Below are 20680 nucleotides of genomic sequence, written 5' to 3' on the forward strand. Positions count from 1 at the left end.
CGAGGCCGGCAAGATCGCGCGCGACGCCGGGGTGGCCGCCGTCGCCCTGCACGGCCGCACGGCCAGCCAGTTCTACTCGGGCCAAGCGGACTGGAACGCGATCGCCGAACTGCGCGAGGCGCTGCCGGACATCCCGGTGCTGGGCAACGGCGACATCTGGAGCGCCGAGGACGCGGTGCGGATGGTGCGACAGACCGGAGTGGACGGCGTCGTCGTCGGCCGTGGTTGCCAGGGCCGCCCCTGGCTGTTCGGTGACCTGCAGGCGGCTTTTGAGGGCACCGACACCCGCTTCCGGCCGGGGCTGAAGGATGTTGCGGACAGCTTCTACCGGCACGCAGAGCTCTTGGTGGACTATTTCGAGGACGAAGGGAAGGCGCTGCGGGACATCCGCAAGCACGTGGCCTGGTACTTCAAGGGATACGCAGTAGGCGGCGAATTGCGGGCCGCGCTGGCCCAGGTGCCCACGCTTGAGGTGCTCCGCGAACTGCTGGCCGAGCTGGACGCCGACGCGCCCTACCCCGGCGCGGACGCCGAGGGTCCGCGGGGCCGCGCCGGTTCGCCCAAGCGGCCGGCGCTGCCGGACGGCTGGCTGGCCAGCCGGGAACTGAACGCCGAGCACAAGGCGATGATCGCCGCAGCCGAACTGGACGTTTCCGGTGGCTGAGGCGCGCACCGGCCGCCCGGCGCCGCCCACGCCCGGATACACGGACTTTGATCAAGAGCGCTGGTACGCGGAGGAACCGAAGAGCACCTACCGGACGCAGTTCGAACGGGACCGTGCCCGCGTGCTTCATTCATCGGCTTTGCGCCGCCTGGGCGCCAAGACGCAGGTGGTGTCGCCGGACACGGACGATTTTGTCCGGACCCGGCTGACCCACAGCCTGGAAGTGGCCCAAGTGGGCCGCGAACTGGGCCGCACGCTGGGCTGCGACCCGGACGTGGTGGACGCGGCCTGCCTCTCCCACGACCTGGGCCATCCTCCGTTCGGGCACAACGGGGAGACCGCGCTGAACGCGGCCGCGCATGCCATCGGCGGTTTCGAAGGCAACGCCCAGACCCTTCGGCTGCTCACCCGGCTGGAGCCGAAGATCCTGCGCCCGGACGGCTCTCCGGCGGGCCTGAACCTGACCCGGGCCAGCCTGGACGCGGCCTGCAAGTATCCGTGGGCCGCCAACGACGCACCGGTGATCCACGGCAAACGCACCAGCAAGTTTGGCGCCTACGAGGACGACCTTCCCGTGTTCAACTGGCTGCGCGAAGGAGCTGCCGAGCGCCGCTCCTGCCTGGAAGCGCAGGTGATGGATCTGGCCGACGACATCTCCTACTCTGTGCACGACGTCGAAGACGCCATTGTGGCCGGACGGATTCAGCTCAAGTGGCTGGACAGCGCCGACACCCGCAGCCGCGTGATCGGCTACACCCAGCAGTGGTATCTGCCCGCCAGCGACGCCCAGGAAGTGGACGACGCCCTCACCCGGCTGGAGCAATCCGGGGTCTGGGTGCGCGAAGCCGACGGCAGCCGCAAAGCGATGGCCGCGCTGAAGGACATGACCAGCCAGCTGATTGGCCGTTTCTGCTCCAGCGCGATGGAAGCCACCCGCTCCATTTACGGCCCGCAGCAGCTGACGCGCTACGAGGCCGAGCTGGTGGTGCCGCAGGCGACCGCCACCGAGATTGCCGTGATGAAGGGGCTGGCCACCACGTTTGTGATGACCACGGATCTGCGCCAGCCGGTCTACGAGCACCAGCAGGAAATCCTGCACGACCTCGTCAGCGAGCTCCACGCCACCGGAGAGAAACATCTGGAAGAGCCCTTTGCCGCCGATTGGCGGGACGCCGACGACGACGGCGCCCGCCTGCGCGTGGTGATCGACCAGATCGCCTCGCTCACCGATGTCTCCGCCCTGGCGCTGCACGAACGCCTGATGGGGGCCCACCGCACGCTGCTCTGATGCCGCGGACTGCCGACCCGCCCTCCACAGGCGGCCGCCGGGGCACCGCCGTCCCCAACGGGCACGGCGAGCGGCGCCGATTTGGCGCCGCTGCATAACATAGGACTATGGCCGGACTCATTAAACGTGAAGACATCGATGAAGTCCGCCAGCGTACCGACATCAAGGAAGTCGTCGACGGCTACGTCACGCTGAAATCCGCAGGCATCGGTTCCTTCAAGGGCCTGTGCCCCTTCCACGACGAGCGTTCGCCGTCGTTCCATGTCCGTCCGCAGGTGGGAACGTACCATTGCTTCGGTTGCGGCGAAGGCGGGGACGTCATCTCCTTCCTGCAGAAGATGGACCACACCACGTTCTCCGAGACCGTGGAAAAGCTGGCCCACCGGATCAACTACACGCTGCGCTACGAGGACGGGGGGACCGGCCCGCGCCGGGAAGACGTCGGCAAACGGCAGCGGCTGCTGGATGCCCACAAAGTTGCCGCCGAATTCTTCCGCGAGCAGTTGCAGACCCCGGGCGCGGCCGCCGCGCGGGAATTCCTGTCCGGGCGTGGCTTCGACCAAGCAGCCGCAGAGCACTTTGCGGTGGGCTACGCACCCCAAGGCTGGGATGGTCTGCTCAAGCACCTGACCGGCCGTGGCTTCAGCCAGGACGAACTGCGCCTGACCGGTATGTTCTCCGGCGGGTCGGACGGTTCCGACGGCAGGAACAGCCGGATCTACGACCGTTTCCGCGGACGGCTCATCTGGCCCATTCGCGATCTGACCGGCGCGACCATTGGTTTTGGCGCCCGCAAACTGTACGAAGACGACCAGGGTCCCAAGTACCTGAACACCCCGGAGACGGTGCTCTACAAGAAGTCCCAGGTTCTCTACGGGATTGACCTGGCCAAGCGGGACATCGCCCGAAGCCGCCAACTGGTGGTCGTGGAGGGCTACACGGACGTGATGGCTTGCCACCTCTCCGGCATCCAAACGGCTGTGGCGACCTGCGGTACGTCCTTCGGTACGGACCACATCAAGATTGCCCGGCGGCTGCTGTCCGATGATGGAACCGGCGGCGAAGTGATTTTCACCTTCGACGGTGACGAGGCCGGCCAAAAGGCCGCGCTGCGGGCCTTCGAAGAGGACCAGCGCTTTGTTGCCCAGACCTATGTTGCGGTGGAGCCCAGCGGCGCCGACCCTTGCGACCTCCGCCTCAGCCACGGCGAAGGCGCGGTGCGTGAACTGATCAGTTCCCGCCGTCCGTTGTTCGAGTTCGCCATCAAGGCCACGCTGAAGAAGTTCAATCTGGATACCATCGAGGGGCGCGTCTCGGCGCTGCGGGCCGCCGCGCCGGTGGTGGCCGAGATCAAGGACCCGGCGATACGGCCCGGCTACTCGCGTGAGCTGGCGGGCTGGCTGGGCATGGACGTTGAGGACGTCGCCCGCGCGGTGGCCGGTGCCGTCAAACGCGGACAGGCCGGGGCCGCCGGAAAGACCGGCCGGGAGCGGGACCAGCAGGGCCGCGGGCAGGACCACCCCAACCGCGGTGGGCAGCAGCCGCAGGCGCGGGACTGGCAGGGCAGCAACCGTTCACCAAACCGGCAAGGAGGATGGAACGAGGCCGGCGCTTCCCGGCGGCAAGCGGACGGCCATGCCGGGGCTCCGCCGTACGACCAGGCTGCGCAGCACTTCTACCGCGACGGCGACCAGCACGGCGATTTTCCTTCCTATGGGCCGGAATCCGGCCAGGTGCCTGCACCGGAGCCGGCCTACCCGCGGCCGGACCTGCGGGACCCCGTCGTCCGGCTGGAACACCAAGCGCTGGAAGTGGCCATCCAGCAACCTGGCCTCCTCGATGCCAACCAGTGGGAACAGTTCATGCAGGCCCGGTTTCTGGCGCCCATGCACGTAGCCGTCCATGGGGCCGTGCGGGCGGCCGGCGTGTCCGGGGCCACGCCGTCGCAGTGGGTGGAGACCATCCGGCAAGAGGTGCCGGAGGAACTGCGCAGCTTTGTCTCAGAACTGGCCGTCACGCCGCTGCCGGCACAGAACGACGACGCCCTGCGCCTGTATTGCCGGGGGATTCTCAATCGGATGCAGGACCTGCAGATCACCCACCTCAAGGCGGACAAGCTGGGCCAATTGCAGCGGATGGATCCAGCAGCCGATCCCGAGGCCTTCCAACAGATCAACCGTGAACTGATGGAACTGGAGATGCAGCGACGCGCCCTTCGCTCGGAATAGCAAGGCGAGGGAGCGGCCGTGGAGTGCCGGAGGTGTTAGGCGCGCCACAAGCCGCCTGATCGGCGGCCCACGATTGGCAAGTTCCGGGCTGCATTGAGTATGCTGTTGGAGGTCAAACCGCCGATGGCGGATGACTGCTTTCCCCCGTAGCTCAATTGGCAGAGCATTCGACTGTTAATCGAAGGGTTACTGGTTCGAGTCCAGTCGGGGGAGCAGATGCACCGGATCCCCGTCCTCATCTTGAGGGCGGGGATCCGTTGCGTTATAAGGCTCAAATCTCAAATATAGGGGCGTGTGATGAGCTCGACGGCGTGTCCGGCCGGGTCCTTGAAATACACCCCGCGCCCGCCATGTCCGTCGTTGATTTCACCGGGACGCTTCATCTGCGGATCCGCCCAATGTATGACGCCCCAGTCCAGTAGTCGGTCATAGGCGCGGTCGAACAGCTCGTCGTCGACCAGGAACGCGTAGTGCTGCATCTGGATCTCGACCGGCGGCTCGGCGAATTGCAGCAGAACGCCGCCGTCCAGAGAAATATTCGTGAATGGCCCCCACGACGGAGCGTCGACGGCCTCAATCAGTTCGCGGTAGAACCGGGCGGAAGTGTTCCGGTCCAGGGAGGCAATGATGGTGTGGTTGAAGGTTGCTGGCATAGCACTTGCTTTCGTTTTCAGGGTCCGGGGCCGGACGGCAAACAGCGGAGCCTCCCAGCTGCCCCGGGCAGCAACAGGCTTGAGGCGTCCGCGGCACAACGGACGAAATTCAGGTGCGGAGGAAAGTCTCCGAAGGGAAGGTGGGGGAAAGCGGCCGGTAGGGCCGCCGGGAGCTCAAGGCTCTACCGGGTTGCCCATCCGTGAGTGGCGCGAAGCCGATCCGGTAATCACGAAAGCAGACTACACATAGGAGCTCACGGTGGCCAGTCGCCGATTTCGTAGCGGCGCCAGGTCCCTGCTAGAGTTTTATTCGCTTCATTCCCCCGTAGCTCAATTGGCAGAGCATTCGACTGTTAATCGAAGGGTTACTGGTTCGAGTCCAGTCGGGGGAGCTCAAGGAAAAAGATCCCGCACCGATGACCGGTGCGGGATCTTTTCGTGCGGTGCCTTTAGGGGGCGGTGCAGACCTGGTTGCTGGCCGCGACCTGGGCATACCAGCGCCCGCTGGACTTCACCGTCCGCTCCAAGGTGCTGTAGTCCACCCGCGTCAATCCGAAGCGTTTGGCGTAGCCCCAGGCCCACTCGAAGTTGTCCATCAGGGACCAGCCGAAGTAGCCCCGGAGATCCACGCCGGCCTGGATGGCGCGATGGCATTGAACGATGTGGGCGCGGAGGAACTCGAGCCGCTGCGGGTCGTGGACTGCGCCGTCGTCGGAGACCTCGTCGTCGAACGCGGCGCCGTTCTCCGTGATGTAGAGCGCCGTCCCGGCCGGACCGCTGTATTCGTCCTGCAGCCGCAGGAGCAGCCGGTAGAGCCCGTCGGGCTGGATTTCCCAGCCCATCGCCGTCGTCGGCAGGCCGCGCGAAACGGAACTGACATGGTCGGCGGCGGGGTAGGCCGGAGCTACTTGGCGCTCGACCGGGGCGGCATGCGCGTTTTCGGCATCCTCCCGCGGATGGCCGGTCACCGCTTCACCGTGGTAGTAGTTGACCCCCAGCGTGTGAATCGGGGTCCGGATCAGGTCAAGGTCTCCGTCCCGGATCTGGGAATCCAGTCCGTACTCCTCCACGTCCGCCAGAAAATCATCCGGATACGCCCCGTGGAAGATCGGGTCGAGGAACGCGCGGTTGAACTGGCCGTCGATGCGGCGGGCGGCATCGACGTCGACCGGGTCGTCCGGGTCCAGCGGGTCTGCGACCGTGAAGTTCAGCGTGAGGCCGAGCTTGGCGCCCGGATCCCGGCGGCGCAGTTCGTCCACCACCAGGCCGTGGCCAAGGAGCAGGTGGTGCATGGCGGCCAGCGCCTGGGGCCGGGACTGTATTCCCGGCGCATGGACCCCTGAGCCGTAGCCGAGGAAGGCCGAGCACCATGGCTCATTGAGCGTGGTCCAGACCCGTACCCGGTCCCCGAGCGCCGCATGAACGTCCAAGGCGTAGTCCGCAAAACGGTAGGCCGTGTCACGGTTCGCCCAGCCGCCCTGTTCCTGCAGCGCCTGGGGCAGATCCCAGTGGTAGAGCGTCAGCCACGGCTTGATGCCCGCGCCACACAGTTCATCGATGAGCCGCGAATAGAAATCCAACCCGGCCGGATTCACCGCTGCGTCGTCCGGTTTGATCCGCGGCCACGATGTGGAGAACCGGTAAGCATCCAGATTCAGGGAGGACATCAGGGCAACGTCCTCGCGGTACCGGTGGTAGTGGTCGCACGCTGTCCCGCCGTTCTGGCCGCCGACTACCGCGCCGGGAAGCCTGCAGAAGGCATCCCAGATTGAGTCGGTCCGGCCGTCTTGGTCCGACGCGCCTTCGATCTGGTACGCGGCCGTGGCCGCACCCCAAAGGAACTTCTTCGGAAAGTGCAGGACCTTGCTCATAGGTTGATCTCCCGAGGGACGGCTAGTCACTGCCTGCCAGCCTAGATGGCGCGGGATACGAACGTAAGCGTTTACTCACAATTTTTGTCCCACGGCACTGCAATGAATGTCCTCCCTACGACTGAGGAGCCGAGCTGGGGCAGAATGATAATTTGATGGTGTGGACACTCGCGCACTACCGACAACGATGGAGGCAGAGCCCATGACCGGTCCGGAAGGCCCCAGAAGCACCGCAACCGGTGCGAAGATGTCGACGGTGGAACTGGCACGGCTTGCAGGCCAACTGACACCCCGCCAGCTGCAGGACGAAGTCTCGCTTGCCCTGCTCGAGCTCAAAGGCAAGGGTGTCAAGGTCGGCGTTGCTGCCGGAATCGTGGTGGCGGCCGTGGTGTTCTTGGTGGCCATGGCCATCTCCATCTTGGTGGCGGCGATCATGGGGTTGGCCCTCGTGATGCCGGCCTGGCTGGCGGCCCTGATTGTGGCGGCAGTCTTCCTCGTGTTGGGAAGCATTCTGGCTCTGATCGGATATGCGGCTGTGAAGCGGACCATGCCGCTCCTGCCGGCCGAAGCCATCCGTGGCGTCAGGTACGACGTCGGTGTGCTGCGTGAGGGCACCAGCTTCGATCCGGCGACGTTGGAGGAGAAGCCGGTGAAGGAAGCCCCGCCGGAGAAGCCGGAGCGGGAGGAACCCAAGCCGCCGGCCCCGACGCTGGACGAGCTGCGTGCCCGCACGTCCGAACGACGGGACCACCTGGCGAGCATCAGGGACGATCTCGGCCGCCGGGTCGACCCCCGTCCCCGGGCGGAGCAGGCCAAGGCCCGTGCGAAGCATGCAGCAGACACCGCCACCGAACATCTGGTAGCCGGCGCCGACTCAGTGGGCGAGGCCGCCCCGGAGCTGAAAGAACGCTGGAAGCCGCTGGCCACGCTGGCGGTCTCGCTGACGGCGATGGGCGTCATGCTTCGGCGGCTGCTGCACAAGTAACTCATAATGTGCCGCACAGCGGCGCCGGAGCCGGCTGTAGTTCAGCCGGCTGCCGAGCATGGAACGACAGCTGAGGGGAGGGACAGCGTTGAGGATTATCGGTGCCGGAACGCGGCGCGATTTCGAATACCGTGAACTGCACACATTCTGGACCATCCCGAACCTCATTACGGTGCTGCGCTTTCTCGCCGTACCGCTGTTCGTCTGGTTCATCGCCAAGGAATCATACGGTGCCGCCACCATCACGCTGGTGGGGCTGGGATCCACCGACTGGGTTGACGGCTACGTAGCGCGGCGCTTCAACCAGATGTCTTCCGTCGGCAAGTGGCTGGACCCGTTCGCCGACCGGCTGGCGCTGATCATCGTGGCCATTACCTTCGTCGCGGCAGGTATTGCGCCCTGGTGGCTGCTGCTGTCGATCATTATCCCGGATGCCATCTTGCTGGTGTTCTCGTTGATCCTTTTCCATGGCAGCCCGGACCTTCCCGTCACGGATATCGGCAAGATTCGCACCGCGTTGCTGCTGGTGGGGACTCCGCTGCTGCTGCTCCACCGGGTTGAAGGCTTCGGCCACGACTGGCTCCTGACTGTGTCCTACATCATCCTGACTGCAGGCTGCGTCGGGCATGTCCTCGCCTGGCTTGGATACATGCGGGCGGCCTGGCGAAAATACAAGGGCCAGCAAACAGTTGCCGGGGACGGGCCAAGCCGTGGTTGACCCGGCGTTGCGCCTTAACCGGGTCCCTGCCGATGGGACCTCATGGTCTGGTTAGCAATCCTCTGTGCCCTGCTGGGCGCTTTCTTCCTCGCCCTCGGTACGCAGCGCCAGGCCAGTGCTGTGCGAGCCAACACCGGCGGCCTGGCCATGAGCGTCCCCGGCTTGCTGCGGATGCTGCGCAATCCGCGCTGGGTTCTGGGCCTCGTGATGTTGGCCACCGGCATGGCCCTGAACGTCTTCGCCTTAGTCAGCGCGCCGCTGACCGTGGTGCAGCCAATCGGCGCCATTGCCTTGGTGATAACCACCATCATCAATTCCAAGGATCAGGGAATCCGGCTCAACCGGATCACCGTGGTGGCGATCTCCGCCTGCGTCGCCGGCAGCGCCGTCTTCGTACTGCTGGCCGTCAACGTCACCGGCGAAAGCCATCACGTCCGGCCGGATGAGGAACTCTCGGCGGTCCTCCTGCTCGCAGTCGTGATTGCCGTCTTCCTCTCGCTGGAGTTGATGTTCCGGCACCGGCTCAATGCCTTCGCTTACATCTTGGGCGCCGGTATGCTGTTCGGATTCGTGGCCGTGCTGGTGCGAATCATCGGCCTGCGGTTGCTGGAGCCGGGCGGCGGTTTCATCGCCAATGTGCCCATCTACACCCTCATCGCAGTAGCAGCCGCCGGCGGCCTCGGATCCTGGTTTGTGCAGAGCGCCTACGCCAGCGGACCGCCCGATTTGGTGATCGCCGGGCTGACCGTCATTGATCCGCTGGTGGGCATTTCGATCGGTATTTTCATCCTCGGGGAGCTGAGACCCGACGTCGAACCGGTCTTCGCGATCGGCATGGTGGGTGCGGGATTGGTTGCTATTGTTGGGGTCATCGCCCTCTCACGGCATCATCCCGACGTCCTGCAGAAACAAGAAGAAGCCCGACGCCGGGCCCAAGCCTCGGGCAAGAAGCCGTAGCTTCCGTGCCGATGAAGATAATTGCCACAACAACCAAGGAGTCCTGCCGCAGGTGAGCGACGACATCGGACCTAAACCCCTGAAGATCCTGATTGCTGCCGATACCTATCCGCCGGACGTCAACGGAGCGGCGGTCTTTGGCTTCCGTCTGGCCACAGCGATGACGAAGCGTGGGCACAGCGTAGACATCATCGCCGGGCGCAGCGAGAAGGGCCCGACCTTCCTGGAGCAGCGTCCCGAGGCGCAAGTGCACCGACTGCGCTCGCACTCGGTGCCGACGCATGAGACGTGGCGCATCTGCCTGCCGTGGGAGATCAAGCGCGATATCAAGCGGGTCTTCGATGAAGTGCAGCCGGATGTGGTGCACATCCAGTGCCATTACATGATCGGACAGGCCACCATAGCCGAAGCAGTGCGACGCGGCATCCGCACCATTGCGACCAACCACTTCATGCCCGAGAACCTGGAGCCGTTCCTGCCCTTCCCGCAGTGGTTCCTCAACATTGTGGCCAAGAACTCGTGGCGCGACATGGGCAAGATCATGGGCAAGGCAGCCGTAGTGACCACGCCGACGCCGCTGGCTGCCAAGGCGATGCGTGACCATGCCTTCCTGCACAAGGTGTTGCCCCTGTCGAACGGCATCGACGCTGCCGCCTACGAGTTGGCGCCGGGGGAGACCATCGACATGCCGGAGCACCCGACGGTGTTGTTTGCGGGTCGGCTCGCGGTGGAGAAAAACGTGGATACGTTGATCGAGGCGCTGGCCATGACAGACCCCGCGCTGAACGTCCACCTCGAAATCGTCGGCGACGGCGATGAGCGGAAGAACCTGGAAAGCCGGGTTGCCGCCATGGGCCTGGGCCGCCGGGTTTCCTTCCTCGGCCACGTCGACGACGACGAGCTGCGCCGGGCGTACCTGCGCGCCACCGTTTTTTGCCAACCGGGAACCGCGGAGCTGCAGTCCCTGGTGTCGCTGGAGGCCATGTCCGCCAGCAAGCCAGTGGTGCTGGCCAATGCGATGGCCTTGCCGCATCTCGTGGAAGACGGCGTCAACGGGTACTTGTTTGCTCCCCGCGACCCTGCCGATCTGGCGGCCAAACTCAATGCGGTCCTCGGGCAGAGCCCGGAACGGATTGCGGCGATGGGGGAGGCAAGCCATGCGAAAGCGGTGCGGCACGGAATCGACGAGACCATGGACACTTTCGAGCAGCTCTACCGCGGCGGTTCTGCCGACGACTTCCTCAACTGATCCGTTGTGCCGCGCCGTGCCGGTTTCAACATCGTGGTCGGCATTCAGTAACATCGAAGGGCACGGGGCGATAGCTCAGTCGGTTAGAGCAAACGACTCATAATCGTTCGGTCGTGGGTTCAAGCCCCACTCGCCCTACTGTGTGCATCCGGACCGGGTCCTGGAGTCAAAGCTCCTGGACCCGGTCCGTTGTTGTAGGGGGAAATTGCGGCACAGGACGCGGGCTGCTGGAGCTTCCCACACGCCAGCGTGCCCGGTCACAGAAATGTGCGGAGCAACGGGGAATTCCCGTCGTTCCGCACATGTGGTCCGGAGCCTCACCCCGGCTGGATAGTGCGTGTTTCAGTAACGGTCGTAGTAGCGGTCATCGCAGTCCCTGTACCAGCCGTAATGCCAGTGGTCGTGATGCCGGTACCAGCCATAGTTCCATTCGCACCGGTCGTGATGCCGACGGTGTCCACGGTCGTGACGATGGTCCCGATGGTCGCGGCGGTCGCCGCGGTCGTGACGGTTGCCGTCGTCATGGCGGTTGACGGACACGCTTTGAACCGTGCTCGCCGACGCAGGAGCGGCGGTCATTGCCAGGCCCGTGAAGCCGAATGCGGCAACCAGCAGAGAGGACCCAACGACGCGCAGCTTGGTGGTGTTCATGATGTTTCTCTTTTCCAGTTTTGTTTCTACAGCGGCTGCATTTTGCGCTGTAGTTCCGGACAAGAAAAACGCTACTCATCCTGTGGCGGACGTCACCCACCCGGGCGTTTGTTACGTGGTGAACCGTCACGACACGCCGATCAGGAAACGCCCGGTTAAACGTGCAGTAGCGACTGCGGAGGGCGCAAATACGCCAAGCGGAATGTTTACCAAAGCGCACTAAACTCACTCAAATATTAACGTTCTATCAGGCAACTTGTGACGCTTAACCACCGCATCCGGTGCACGTCCCGCTGCGGTGAAAATCGACTCGCGCGCGGCGGCATGGATGGTGCCTTCCGTGGTGCGGACGCCCTGCCAGGGGGGGGCGTGCCGTGAAGTAGTACTCAGCCGCCGTCCGGATGTGTTCGCGAACCGACATAGGCTCAGTCGCGACTCGGGAAAATCGTTGCCTGGGGGCCGGTTCTGCGCTATGTTACTGATCAGTAACTTCGCGGCGCCCCTCTTGCCATTTCGTTGGCGCCGGACCCTGCCTGACTGAAAAGGAAGCCACTATGGGCCAGCGCGTCATTGATTCCAACGACATCCCCTACGCCGACGGAGACTTCTACGCCTTCGAGTCGCTGCTCTCTGAAGCGGAACGAGCCCGGCTGCACGACATCCGCGACTGGCTGGCCAAGGAAGTCCGTCCCATCGCCGTCGACTGTTGGAACCGGGCCGAATTCCCGATGGAAATCATTCCCAAGCTGGCGGAGCTGGACATGGTCAGCCCGGTCAGGCGGCAGGGATACTCCAATCTGTTCGCCGGTCTCATGCACGCGGAATTTACCCGTGCTGATACCTCCATTGCCACGTTCATGGGGGTCCATGACGGGCTGTTTACCGGATCAATTGAGGCGCTGGCCTCGAAAGAGCAGCAGGACGCGTGGCTGCCGGACATCTATGCCATGAAGAAGATTGGTGCCTTCGGGTTGACGGAACCACTGGGCGGGTCCGACGTCGCGGGCGGCACCCGTACCACCGCCCAGCGCGACGGCGGTAACTGGATCCTGAACGGTGCCAAGCGTTGGATCGGCAACGCGACGTTCTCCGACTGGGTGGTGATCTACGCCCGCGACGTGGCTGACAACCAGGTCAAGGGATTTCTGGTCGATACGTCCACGCCCGGCTACAGCGCCACCAAGATCGAGAACAAGATCAGCCTCCGGACCGTGCAGAACGCAGACATCACTCTGGAAAACCTGGTGGTCTCCGACGACTTCCACCTCAAGGGAGCCAACAGCTTCCGGGATACCAACAAGGTCCTGAAGGTCACCCGGCTCGGAGTGGCCTGGCAGGCTGTCGGGCAGCAACTGGCTGCCTTCGATGTGGCGCGGCGCTACGCCGTGGAGCGGCATCAGTTCGGAAAGCCGCTGGCGTCTTTCCAGTTGGTGCAGGACCAATTGGTCCAGATCCTCGGCAACGCCGTGGCCTCGATGGGCATGATGGTCCGGTTGGCGCAGATGGAAGATGTTGGCCAGGCCAAGGACGAACATTCCGCGCTGGCCAAGGCCTTCACCACCGCGCGGATGCGGGAAAGCGTAGCCCTGGGCCGCAGTATCCTGGGCGGGAACGGCATCGTCGCCGACTACGAAATGGCGAAGATCTTTGCCGACGCCGAAGCCATCTACTCCTACGAAGGAACTCACGAAATCAATTCCCTGGTCACCGGCCGGGCCATCACCGGCGTGGCAGCATTCGTCTAGCCGTCCGGCACCGGCAGCAACACCGACGGACGCAGGTCCATGACAAACTGCAAGGGGTTGATGTAGGTCTCGCCGCGGCGCACTCCCCAGTGCAGACACGCGGTTGGGCAATGCCCGCCCTCGGCCACGATTCCGACCGGGTCGCCGGCGGAGACCGTGTCTCCTGACTGCAGCTCCGACGCCACCGCCAGCAGGCTGCTGCGCAGTCCGTTGCCATGGTTGATCGTGATCACCCGGCGGTCCACCACCCAGCCGGAGAAGCTGACCCGGCCGTCTGCGGGGGAGAGGACTGCGGTTCCTGCCGGAACGGCCAAGTCGACTCCGCGATGACCGCTCAGCCACGGTTCGGGCGGCGGATCGAAGCCACGCAGTACGGCGGGGGTCGGCGACGCAGGCCAGCTCCACGGCGCATCGGTCGGGGCGGCTGGGGAGGCGGCGGTCGGGCCGGCCGGGCCGGCTGGGGAGGCGGCGGTCGGGCCGGCCGGGCCTGCTGGGGCGGCAGGGGCGGTGCCCGCGGTCAGTAGCAGCACTACCGACGCCGCGGCAGCTGCACAGCGAGTGGAGGATGGCTTCATGCACCCATCGTCACCGCAGACGCGGGCGAAGGAAGCGGCGTGCACCCGCCGTGTGCAAAAACCCAGTGGCGTGTACGCCTGTGGAGGGCCGGAAGGCGCAGGAACGGGCTGCCTCCTGTAGTACACTGGGCGAAGCAGTTTTCCGTCCATGACGCATGTCCGGACTGAGGCTGACTACGCGTGTCTGAAATCCATCGTCGCAAATTCGCTGCGGTGGAGTGTGCCCAGGCGGTCCGGAAACCCGGTCCGGGCGCATGCACCGCCGTCCAGGCGGAGCCGACAGACGCCAGGAGCTTCGCCCGCCGGGCGAGAAGCTAATAACCGTCTATCAGGCAGCAGCCCAGGCCCAGCCGGATGCTGCCGGAAGGAGTGACGACATGCCAGTCGTTACCATGCGCCAGCTGCTCGACAGCGGCGTGCACTTCGGTCACCAGACCCGCCGTTGGAACCCGAAGATGAAGCGCTTCATCTTCACCGAGCGCAACGGCATCTACATCATCGACCTGCAGCAGTCGCTGTCCTACATCGACCGCGCCTACGAGTTCGTCAAGGCCACCGTTGCCCACGGCGGCACCGTGCTGTTCGTCGGCACCAAGAAGCAGGCTCAGGAAGCAATCGCCGAGCAGGCCACCCGCGTTGGCCAGCCCTACGTCAACCAGCGTTGGCTCGGCGGCATGATGACCAACTTCCAGACCGTCTCCAAGCGCATCTCTCGCCTGAAGGAACTCGAAGAGATCAACTTCGACGACGTTGCTTCCTCTGGCCGCACCAAGAAGGAACTGCTCCTGCTGCAGCGCGAGAAGAACAAGCTCGAAACCACGCTGGGCGGCATCCGCAACCTCACCAAGACCCCTTCGGTCATCTGGGTTGTCGACACCAAGAAGGAACACCTGGCCGTCGACGAGGCGCAGAAGCTCGGCATCCCCGTTGTGGCCATCCTGGACACTAACTGCGATCCGGACGAAGTTGACTTCCCGATCCCGGGCAACGACGACGCCATCCGCTCCGTGAACCTGCTGACCCGCGTGGTCGCCGACGCCGTTGCCGAGGGCCTCATCGCCCGGAACAACCGCGCCGCAGGCAACACCGAAGCTCCGGCCGAGCCGATGGCCGAGTGGGAGCGCGAACTGCTCGAGGGCTCGGCAGAAGCACCGGCCGCCGACGCTTCCGCCGCCGAAGCACCGGCTGCTGAAGCTCCGGCTGCCGACGCACCCGCAGCGGACACCGAGAAGTAAATCCGACTCAACCGGCGGCGCCTTGTGCGCCGCCGGACTTCCGCTGGCGGCCGGGCCGGTATCGGCCCGGCGCCAGCGGTACCGCACACTACGTATTACGGGAGGACTGGAGTCCAAATGGCGAACTACACCGCTGCTGATATCAAGGCCCTGCGCGAGCGCACCGGCGCCGGCATGATGGATGTCAAGAAGGCCCTGGACGAGGCCAATGGAGATGCCGACAAGGCCATTGAGCTGATCCGCATCAAGGGCCTCAAGGGCGCCACCAAGCGCGAGGGCCGTTCCACCGCCGAGGGCCTGGTTGCTGCCAAGGTCATCGACGGAACCGTTGGCGTCATGATCGAGGTCAACTGCGAGACCGACTTCGTCGCCAAGTCCGCCAAGTTCATTGAACTCGCTGACAAGGTTCTGGCCGTGGCCGTTGAATCGGGTGCCGCTGACCTTGAGGCGCTGCTGGCCGCAAGCGCCGGCGACAAGCCGCTGGCCGACTACGTCGTCGAAGAGGGCGCTGTGCTGGGCGAGAAGGTCGTCGTCCGTCGCGTAGCCCGCGTCGAAGGCAAGACTGTCGATGCTTACCTGCACAAGACCTCCAAGGATCTGCCCGCGCAGGTCGGCGTCCTGTTCGCCGTCGACGGCGAAGGTGACGCAGCCTTTGAGGCCGCCCACGATGTCGCAGTGCACAGCGCTGCCTTCGCGCCGACCTACCTGACCCGCGAAGAGGTCCCGGCCGAGACGGTGGAGAACGAACGCCGCATCGCCGACGAGACCGCACGCGCCGAGGGCAAGCCCGAAGCCGCACTCGCCAAGATCGTCGAAGGCCGCCTGAACGGTTTCTTCAAGGAAATCGTGCTGCTGGACCAGCCCTTCGCCAAGGACCCGAAGAAGTCCGTCGGCAAGGTGCTGGAAGAGGCCGGCGTCAACGCCACCGCCATTGCCCGCTTCCGCGTCGGGGCGTAACCTCGGTCCAACCGCCTAGGCGAACTGACTGAATCAATGACAAGGGGGTGGTCACCAACCGGTGACCGCCCCTTTTTCATGTCCGGATCAGCAGCCCGCCGCTACCGCTGAGCCTTCACGTAATCTTTTCCCCAGAACCACGCACGCCGGGAGGCACCATGGAATCCCAGAACACCCAGACCACCACCGATACCGTCAAGCGCCGCCGTGTGCTGCTGAAGCTGTCCGGCGAAGTCTTCGGCGGAGGAAAGCTCGGCGTCGACCCGGACACCGTCCGCGGCATCGCGAAGCAAATCGCTGCCACCGTGGGCCAGGTGGAAGTGGCGATCGTCGTTGGCGGCGGCAACTTCTTCCGCGGCGCCGAACTCTCGACGTCGGGCATGGATCGCTCCCGGGCCGACTACATGGGCATGCTCGGCACCGTGATGAACTGCCTGGCGCTGCAGGACTTCCTCGAGCAGGCGGGCGTGGACACCCGGGTGCAGAGCGCGATCACCATGGGCCAGGTGGCCGAAGCCTACATACCGCGGCGGGCCATCCGGCACATGGAAAAAGGCCGCGTGGTGATTTTCGGTGCCGGCGCCGGCCTGCCCTACTTCTCCACGGACACCGTGGCCGCCCAGCGCGCCCTCGAGGTTCACGCCGACGTGGTCCTGATGGCCAAGAACGGCGTGGACGGCGTGTACACCGCGGATCCCAAGAAGGACCCGGCCGCCGAAAAGCTGGACAGCTTGACCTACGACGAAGCCATGCGCCGGAACATCCGGGTCATGGACCAGACCGCCTTCAGCCTGTGCCGCGACAATAAGCTCTCCATGGTGGTCTTCGGCATGGAGGGCGAAGGCAACGTGACGCGCGCGATTTTGGGCGAGCAGATCGGCACCTACGTCACTGCCTGACGGTCGCCGGACCGGCTGCCGGATAGCCTAGGATGGAAAGCAGAGCCAGGACCGCGGACACCGCGGAGCGAACGAAGGATGTGAAGGAGAGACCGTGATAGACGAGACGCTGCGCGAAGCTGCCGAAAAGATGGACAAAGCAGTGGAGGTGGCCAAGGAAGATTTCGCCACCATTCGCACCGGCCGCGCCAATCCGGCCCTGTTTTCCAAGGTGACGGTGGACTACTACGGTACGCCGACCCCGCTGCAGCAGCTGGCGTCATTCCAAAATCCCGAGCCGCGTACGCTGCTGATCACCCCGTATGACAAGGCGGCGCTGAACGACATTGAGAAGGCCCTGCGCGATTCCGATGTCGGCGCGAATCCGGCCAACGACGGCGTGGTCATTCGCGTGGTCCTGCCGGAATTGACCCAGGAACGCCGCAAGGAATACGTCAAGGTCGTCCGGGGCAAGGCCGAAGACGCCAAGGTCTCCATCCGCAACATCCGCCGCAAGGCGATGGACACCATCGGCAAGCTGGTCAAGGACGGCGACGTCGGCGAAGACGAAGGCAACCGGGCGGAAAAGGACCTGGACGCCAAGACCAAATCGCACACGGACAACGTGGACGAACTCCTCAAGCGCAAGGAAGCCGAGCTGCTCGAGGTCTGATGAGTACGGACCAGCCTCAACCCGTGGCTGGCGGTTCGCCGACTCCGGCGGCTGGTCCGGGATCGCAGCCGGGCGGGTCCAGCCGGCGTGCGATGCGGGCCGCCGCCAAGCCTTCCCGCGCCGGCCGCAACCTGCCGGCAGCCATCGCCGTCGGAATCATCCTGATGGCGGTGGTCCTGGTCGGGCTTTTCCTGCTGCCGGACGCCTTTGTGATGGTCGTGGCGGGGTTCTCCGCCGTCGGCGCGTGGGAGGTTTCCCGCGCCCTGACGGTAAAGAACATCAAGGTGCCGCTGCCGCCGCTGTTCGCAGGCGCGCTAGCCATGCCAATGGCGGCATATTATGGCGGACCGGAAGGGTTGGCCTTCGCCCTGGTGGTGACGTGCGTTGCCCTGATGGTGTGGAAATGCCTGGACAGTACTGAGGGCGCGGTACGCACTGTGCTCAGTGGCACCTTCATCCTGTGCTGGGTGCCGTTCTTCATCAGCTTCGCGCTGCTGTTGCTGCTGGAGGAATCAGGTGCGCTGAAGGTTGCCACCATGCTCTTGTTGGTGGTCTCCAACGACACCTTCGGCTACATCGTGGGCGTTCTGTTCGGCAAGCATCCGATGGCGCCCAAGATCAGCCCCAAGAAGTCATGGGAAGGGTTTGCCGGCTCGGTCAGCGGTGCCATTCTCGTCGGAATCCTGTGCTCGGTCCTCCTGCTGGACCTGCAGTGGTGGTTCGGGCTGGTGCTGGCGGTCGCCACCGTCGCCGCCTCCACCGTGGGCGACCTGGCCGAATCGATGGTCAAGCGGGAACTGGGCATCAAGGACATGAGCAACATCCTGCCGGGCCACGGCGGCGTCATGGACCGGCTGGATTCCATCGTTTTTGCCGCTCCGGTTGCCTACCTGCTGGCATCGCTGCTCGCCCCGGGAGCAGTGTAGGCGCAGGCCATGCCCGGGATTCAGCACTCTTCCGGCATAGACTGGGCAGCGAACACAAGCGGAACGTTTTGAAGGAACAGGAACTCACAGGACACCATGGCGCGACGAACCATTGAAGCCGGCAAGGGCAGTGCCCCGTTCGACCATGTGGACCGGCGGGACTTCGGCTACAACGCCCGTCAGGTGGACGACTTCCTCGGGCAGGCCCGGGAGTACTACAACAACCCCGAGCCCGACGACGTGCCCATCACCAGCCGCGATGTGCGGGCCAAGACGTTCGACCCGGCCAAGGGCGGTTACGACCCGCGCGCCGTGGACGCCGCGCTCGACCGGCTGGAGGACGTCTTCGCCCAGCGGGAACGCGACGCACTGATCAGCCGCGAGGGCGAGCAGGCCTGGCTGACGCAGATTGGCCGCGTCTCAGCGATGCTGCGTGCCCGCCTGCACCGGGCACCCGGAGAACGCTTCCGCCGCCCCACGAAGCGGAACGCGGTCAGCTACGACATCGAGGATGTGGATGCGCTCTGCGTCGAACTGCTGGGCTACTTTGAGCACGACCAACCGATGAGCGTGGACGTGGTCCGCCGGGCCGTGTTCCGCGAAGCCAAGGGCAAAGACGGCTACGAGGAAAACCAGGTGGATGCCTTCCTGGACCGCGTGGTCGAGCTCATGGCCTCGATCGACTAACCAACCCAACGCGCCGGGTCCACTGACCCGGTCATTCCGCCGGGCGGGCCTTGCCTGGCCGGCCGACCGGAGCCCGGACTTCTGCCCGTTCGGGAGTGTGCAGCCGCGCCATCACGCGGGCAACCGTCGCCGGCCTGCGTGAAGCGGTGGCCAGCGAGACGGCCACGGTGACCAGGAAAGCCGTCGGAACAGTCCAGGCTGCCGGCTGTCCAAGCGGTTCGGCCCAGGCGCCCAAGGCCGGCCCGGCTACTGTCGCCGCTAGCAGCGAACCGCCACAGAGCACTGCTCCGGACACCATGCCCGCAATGGCCCCGGCATCGGTCAGGCCGCGCCACCAGATGCCCAGCAGAAGCAGCGGACAGATGGTCGACGCGGTGAAGGCAAACACCGTGCCCACGCTGCCGGCCAAAGCCAGCGACTCGGTGCCCATGGCAATGCCCAGCGGCACGATGGCGGACAGCACCGCGGCCAGCCGGAATCCTTTGACGCTGCCGCGGAACAGGTCCTGGCTGACCACGCCGGCCAGCGACACCACCAGCCCGGAGGTGGTGGAAAGGAACGCGGCGAAGGCGCCGGCCACCACGCACGCGCTCAGGAGGTCGCCGGCCAATCCGTCCACGATCCGCCCCGGCAGCAGCAGCACGGTGGCATCGGACTGGCTGCCGCCTGCAAGCCGCGGCGTGTGCAGACGGCCGAGCACACCGTAGATGGTGGGGAAGAGGTAGAACAGCGCCAGCAGGCCCAGGACGAGTTGCGTGGTGCGGCGGGCAGCGGCGCCGTCGGGGTTGGTATAAAAGCGAACCAGCACGTGGGGCAGGCCCAGCGTGCCGAAGAGCAAAGCGACAATCAGCGAGATATTCCGGTAGAGGGATGCATCACCGGAGACATCCAGCGCCGGGTCGAACGCCGCCCCTCCGCCGGTGGGCGATTGGCCCGAGCCGGTGAGGACAAGCAGGATGAAGACCACCGGGACGGCCAGTGCGGTGAGTTTGAGCCAGTACTGGAAGGCCTGCACGAAGGTGATGGAGCGCATCCCGCCGGTCACCACGGACAGCACCACCACGACGACGACGATGACCGCGCCTGCCCAGCCCGGCAGGCCGGTGGCGATGCGCATGGTCAGGGCGGCCCCGTGCAGCTGCGGCACAATGTAGAGCCAGCCGACCGCAACCACCAGCAGACTGGTCACGCGCCGCGCCGCGGTGGAATCGAGCCGGGCGGCGGCGAAGTCCGGGATGGTGTACGCGCCGGAGCGGCGCAGCGGTGCGGACACGAACAGCAGCAGCATCAGGTAGCCGGCGGTGTAGCCGACCGGGAACCAGAGCGCATCGATTCCCGAGATCAGGATCAGCCCGGCCACGCCCAGGAAGCTGGCCGCGGAGATGTACTCGCCGCCGATGGCTGAGGCGTTCCACCACGGTTTGACCGTCCGCGAGGCGACGTAAAAGTCGCCGGTGGTCCGGGAAATCCGCAGTCCATAGATGCCGATCAACACGGTGGCGGCGCACACCGCTGCCACCGCTGCCAGACCAACGGCCGTGTTCACTGTTTGGTCCCAGGCTCGGTCCAGTCGGCCGTCAATTCGCGGAACTTGCGCTCATTCCGGGCGGCTGCCTTGTTGTAGAGTGCGGCGCAGGCCAGGATGACCGGGTAGATCCCGATGCCCAGCAGCAGCCAGGGGAGCGGGATGGTGGCAATGGTCAGGGTGGCGGTGACGGGCACCAGCGCGATCAGCACCGC

The 20680-nt window shown here is 65.2% G+C and carries 19 protein-coding genes, 3 tRNA genes and 1 pseudogene; 17 read left to right on the plus strand and 6 right to left on the minus strand.

Annotation, left to right across the window (positions count from 1 at the left end):
- From ACMX2H_RS17065 to ACMX2H_RS17080, 4 genes are all read left to right on the plus strand, one after another.
- Positions 1–664: tRNA-dihydrouridine synthase (locus tag ACMX2H_RS17065; RefSeq protein WP_414962205.1), on the plus strand; the 664-nt coding region annotated here is incomplete at its 5' end.
- Positions 657–1952: a deoxyguanosinetriphosphate triphosphohydrolase gene (locus tag ACMX2H_RS17070; protein ID WP_414962207.1), complete on the plus strand. Its 1296-nt coding sequence runs from the start codon at positions 657–659 to the stop codon at positions 1950–1952. The genes ACMX2H_RS17065 and ACMX2H_RS17070, both read left to right, overlap by 8 nt.
- A gap of 107 nt (positions 1953–2059) precedes the next feature.
- A complete protein-coding gene (gene dnaG / locus ACMX2H_RS17075) occupies positions 2060–4180 on the plus strand; it encodes a DNA primase (RefSeq protein WP_414962209.1) in 2121 nt (706 codons plus the stop codon).
- 140 nt (positions 4181–4320) lie between these two features.
- A tRNA-Asn gene (locus tag ACMX2H_RS17080) sits at positions 4321–4393 on the plus strand.
- 65 nt (positions 4394–4458) lie between these two features.
- Here ACMX2H_RS17080 and ACMX2H_RS17085 read toward each other — a convergent pair.
- Positions 4459–4833, minus strand: coding sequence for a VOC family protein (locus tag ACMX2H_RS17085; protein WP_414962211.1), 375 nt, complete (start codon positions 4831–4833; stop codon positions 4459–4461).
- Between the two features lie 319 nt (positions 4834–5152).
- On the opposite strand from ACMX2H_RS17085, the gene ACMX2H_RS17090 reads away from it, so the two are divergent.
- A tRNA-Asn gene (locus tag ACMX2H_RS17090) sits at positions 5153–5225 on the plus strand.
- A 57-nt stretch (positions 5226–5282) separates the two neighbouring features.
- Here ACMX2H_RS17090 and ACMX2H_RS17095 read toward each other — a convergent pair.
- On the minus strand, positions 5283–6704 hold the full coding sequence (locus ACMX2H_RS17095) for a GH1 family beta-glucosidase (RefSeq protein WP_414962213.1): 1422 nt from the start codon (positions 6702–6704) through the stop codon (positions 5283–5285).
- Positions 6705–6906: 202 nt separating this feature from the next.
- Here ACMX2H_RS17095 and ACMX2H_RS17100 point away from each other — a divergent pair, with 202 nt between their 5' ends.
- From ACMX2H_RS17100 to ACMX2H_RS17120, 5 genes are all read left to right on the plus strand, one after another.
- Positions 6907–7689 (plus strand): phage holin family protein, encoded by a 783-nt coding sequence (locus tag ACMX2H_RS17100; protein WP_414962215.1) that lies wholly within the window; start codon positions 6907–6909, stop codon positions 7687–7689.
- Positions 7690–7747: 58 nt separating this feature from the next.
- Positions 7748–8407, plus strand: coding sequence for a CDP-alcohol phosphatidyltransferase family protein (locus ACMX2H_RS17105; RefSeq protein ID WP_414962216.1), 660 nt, complete (start codon positions 7748–7750; stop codon positions 8405–8407).
- Positions 8408–8449: 42 nt separating this feature from the next.
- Positions 8450–9364, plus strand: a complete 915-nt coding sequence (locus ACMX2H_RS17110) for a DMT family transporter (protein ID WP_414962218.1) — start codon at positions 8450–8452, stop codon at positions 9362–9364.
- A gap of 52 nt (positions 9365–9416) precedes the next feature.
- Positions 9417–10613 (plus strand): glycosyltransferase, encoded by a 1197-nt coding sequence (locus ACMX2H_RS17115; protein ID WP_414962220.1) that lies wholly within the window; start codon positions 9417–9419, stop codon positions 10611–10613.
- 64 nt (positions 10614–10677) lie between these two features.
- A tRNA-Ile gene (locus ACMX2H_RS17120) sits at positions 10678–10751 on the plus strand.
- Positions 10752–10955: 204 nt separating this feature from the next.
- Here the strand turns inward: ACMX2H_RS17120 and ACMX2H_RS17125 are convergent.
- A complete protein-coding gene (locus ACMX2H_RS17125) occupies positions 10956–11264 on the minus strand; it encodes a hypothetical protein (protein WP_414962222.1) in 309 nt (102 codons plus the stop codon).
- Between the two features lie 554 nt (positions 11265–11818).
- Between ACMX2H_RS17125 and ACMX2H_RS17130 the strand changes: the two genes are divergently transcribed.
- On the plus strand, positions 11819–13009 hold the full coding sequence (locus tag ACMX2H_RS17130; protein WP_414962223.1) for an acyl-CoA dehydrogenase family protein: 1191 nt from the start codon (positions 11819–11821) through the stop codon (positions 13007–13009).
- On the opposite strand, the gene ACMX2H_RS17135 is transcribed toward ACMX2H_RS17130, so the two are convergent.
- Positions 13006–13584, minus strand: a complete 579-nt coding sequence (locus ACMX2H_RS17135) for a murein hydrolase activator EnvC family protein (RefSeq protein ID WP_414962225.1) — start codon at positions 13582–13584, stop codon at positions 13006–13008. The two genes, ACMX2H_RS17130 and ACMX2H_RS17135, sit on opposite strands and share 4 nt — an antisense overlap.
- A gap of 377 nt (positions 13585–13961) precedes the next feature.
- Here ACMX2H_RS17135 and rpsB point away from each other — a divergent pair, with 377 nt between their 5' ends.
- The 6 genes from rpsB to ACMX2H_RS17165 all read left to right on the plus strand — a co-directional run bounded on the left by rpsB (position 13962) and on the right by ACMX2H_RS17165 (position 18940).
- Positions 13962–14819, plus strand: a complete 858-nt coding sequence (gene rpsB, locus ACMX2H_RS17140; protein WP_136784166.1) for a 30S ribosomal protein S2 — start codon at positions 13962–13964, stop codon at positions 14817–14819.
- A 117-nt stretch (positions 14820–14936) separates the two neighbouring features.
- Complete coding sequence (tsf, locus tag ACMX2H_RS17145) at positions 14937–15776, plus strand: translation elongation factor Ts (protein ID WP_414962227.1); 840 nt, start codon at positions 14937–14939, stop codon at positions 15774–15776.
- A 158-nt stretch (positions 15777–15934) separates the two neighbouring features.
- The gene (pyrH, locus tag ACMX2H_RS17150; protein ID WP_414962228.1) at positions 15935–16675 is read left to right on the plus strand and encodes a UMP kinase; all 741 of its coding nucleotides are present in this window, start codon (positions 15935–15937) and stop codon (positions 16673–16675) included.
- A 94-nt stretch (positions 16676–16769) separates the two neighbouring features.
- On the plus strand, positions 16770–17327 hold the full coding sequence (gene frr, locus ACMX2H_RS17155; RefSeq protein ID WP_136784163.1) for a ribosome recycling factor: 558 nt from the start codon (positions 16770–16772) through the stop codon (positions 17325–17327).
- Positions 17327–18253, plus strand: coding sequence for a phosphatidate cytidylyltransferase (locus tag ACMX2H_RS17160; RefSeq protein ID WP_414962230.1), 927 nt, complete (start codon positions 17327–17329; stop codon positions 18251–18253). Before frr ends, ACMX2H_RS17160 begins: the two co-directional genes overlap by 1 nt.
- Before the next feature lie 96 nt (positions 18254–18349).
- Positions 18350–18940 (plus strand): DivIVA domain-containing protein, encoded by a 591-nt coding sequence (locus ACMX2H_RS17165; protein ID WP_414962232.1) that lies wholly within the window; start codon positions 18350–18352, stop codon positions 18938–18940.
- Positions 18941–18971: 31 nt separating this feature from the next.
- On the opposite strand, the gene ACMX2H_RS17170 is transcribed toward ACMX2H_RS17165, so the two are convergent.
- The gene (locus tag ACMX2H_RS17170) at positions 18972–20486 is read right to left on the minus strand and encodes a sodium/solute symporter (RefSeq protein WP_414962233.1); all 1515 of its coding nucleotides are present in this window, start codon (positions 20484–20486) and stop codon (positions 18972–18974) included.
- A pseudogene (locus tag ACMX2H_RS17175) lies at positions 20483–20680 on the minus strand (hypothetical protein); the annotation flags it as partial. The pseudogene ACMX2H_RS17175 and the gene ACMX2H_RS17170, both read right to left, overlap by 4 nt.

It is taken from the genome of Arthrobacter sulfonylureivorans, assembly GCF_047607445.1.
GTDB lineage: Bacteria > Actinomycetota > Actinomycetes > Actinomycetales > Micrococcaceae > Crystallibacter > Crystallibacter sulfonylureivorans_A.

Coding starts and splice junctions, on each gene's coding strand:
- dnaG (WP_414962209.1), top strand. CDS start 2,060: ATGGCCGGACTCATTAAACGTGAAGACATCGATGAAGTCCGCCAGCGT.
- ACMX2H_RS17085 (WP_414962211.1), bottom strand. CDS start 4,833: ATGCCAGCAACCTTCAACCACACCATCATTGCCTCCCTGGACCGGAAC.
- ACMX2H_RS17095 (WP_414962213.1), bottom strand. CDS start 6,704: ATGAGCAAGGTCCTGCACTTTCCGAAGAAGTTCCTTTGGGGTGCGGCC.
- ACMX2H_RS17100 (WP_414962215.1), top strand. CDS start 6,907: ATGACCGGTCCGGAAGGCCCCAGAAGCACCGCAACCGGTGCGAAGATG.
- ACMX2H_RS17105 (WP_414962216.1), top strand. CDS start 7,748: ATGGAACGACAGCTGAGGGGAGGGACAGCGTTGAGGATTATCGGTGCC.
- ACMX2H_RS17110 (WP_414962218.1), top strand. CDS start 8,450: ATGGTCTGGTTAGCAATCCTCTGTGCCCTGCTGGGCGCTTTCTTCCTC.
- ACMX2H_RS17125 (WP_414962222.1), bottom strand. CDS start 11,264: ATGAACACCACCAAGCTGCGCGTCGTTGGGTCCTCTCTGCTGGTTGCC.
- ACMX2H_RS17130 (WP_414962223.1), top strand. CDS start 11,819: ATGGGCCAGCGCGTCATTGATTCCAACGACATCCCCTACGCCGACGGA.
- ACMX2H_RS17135 (WP_414962225.1), bottom strand. CDS start 13,584: ATGAAGCCATCCTCCACTCGCTGTGCAGCTGCCGCGGCGTCGGTAGTG.
- rpsB (WP_136784166.1), top strand. CDS start 13,962: ATGCCAGTCGTTACCATGCGCCAGCTGCTCGACAGCGGCGTGCACTTC.
- tsf (WP_414962227.1), top strand. CDS start 14,937: ATGGCGAACTACACCGCTGCTGATATCAAGGCCCTGCGCGAGCGCACC.
- pyrH (WP_414962228.1), top strand. CDS start 15,935: ATGGAATCCCAGAACACCCAGACCACCACCGATACCGTCAAGCGCCGC.
- ACMX2H_RS17160 (WP_414962230.1), top strand. CDS start 17,327: ATGAGTACGGACCAGCCTCAACCCGTGGCTGGCGGTTCGCCGACTCCG.
- ACMX2H_RS17165 (WP_414962232.1), top strand. CDS start 18,350: ATGGCGCGACGAACCATTGAAGCCGGCAAGGGCAGTGCCCCGTTCGAC.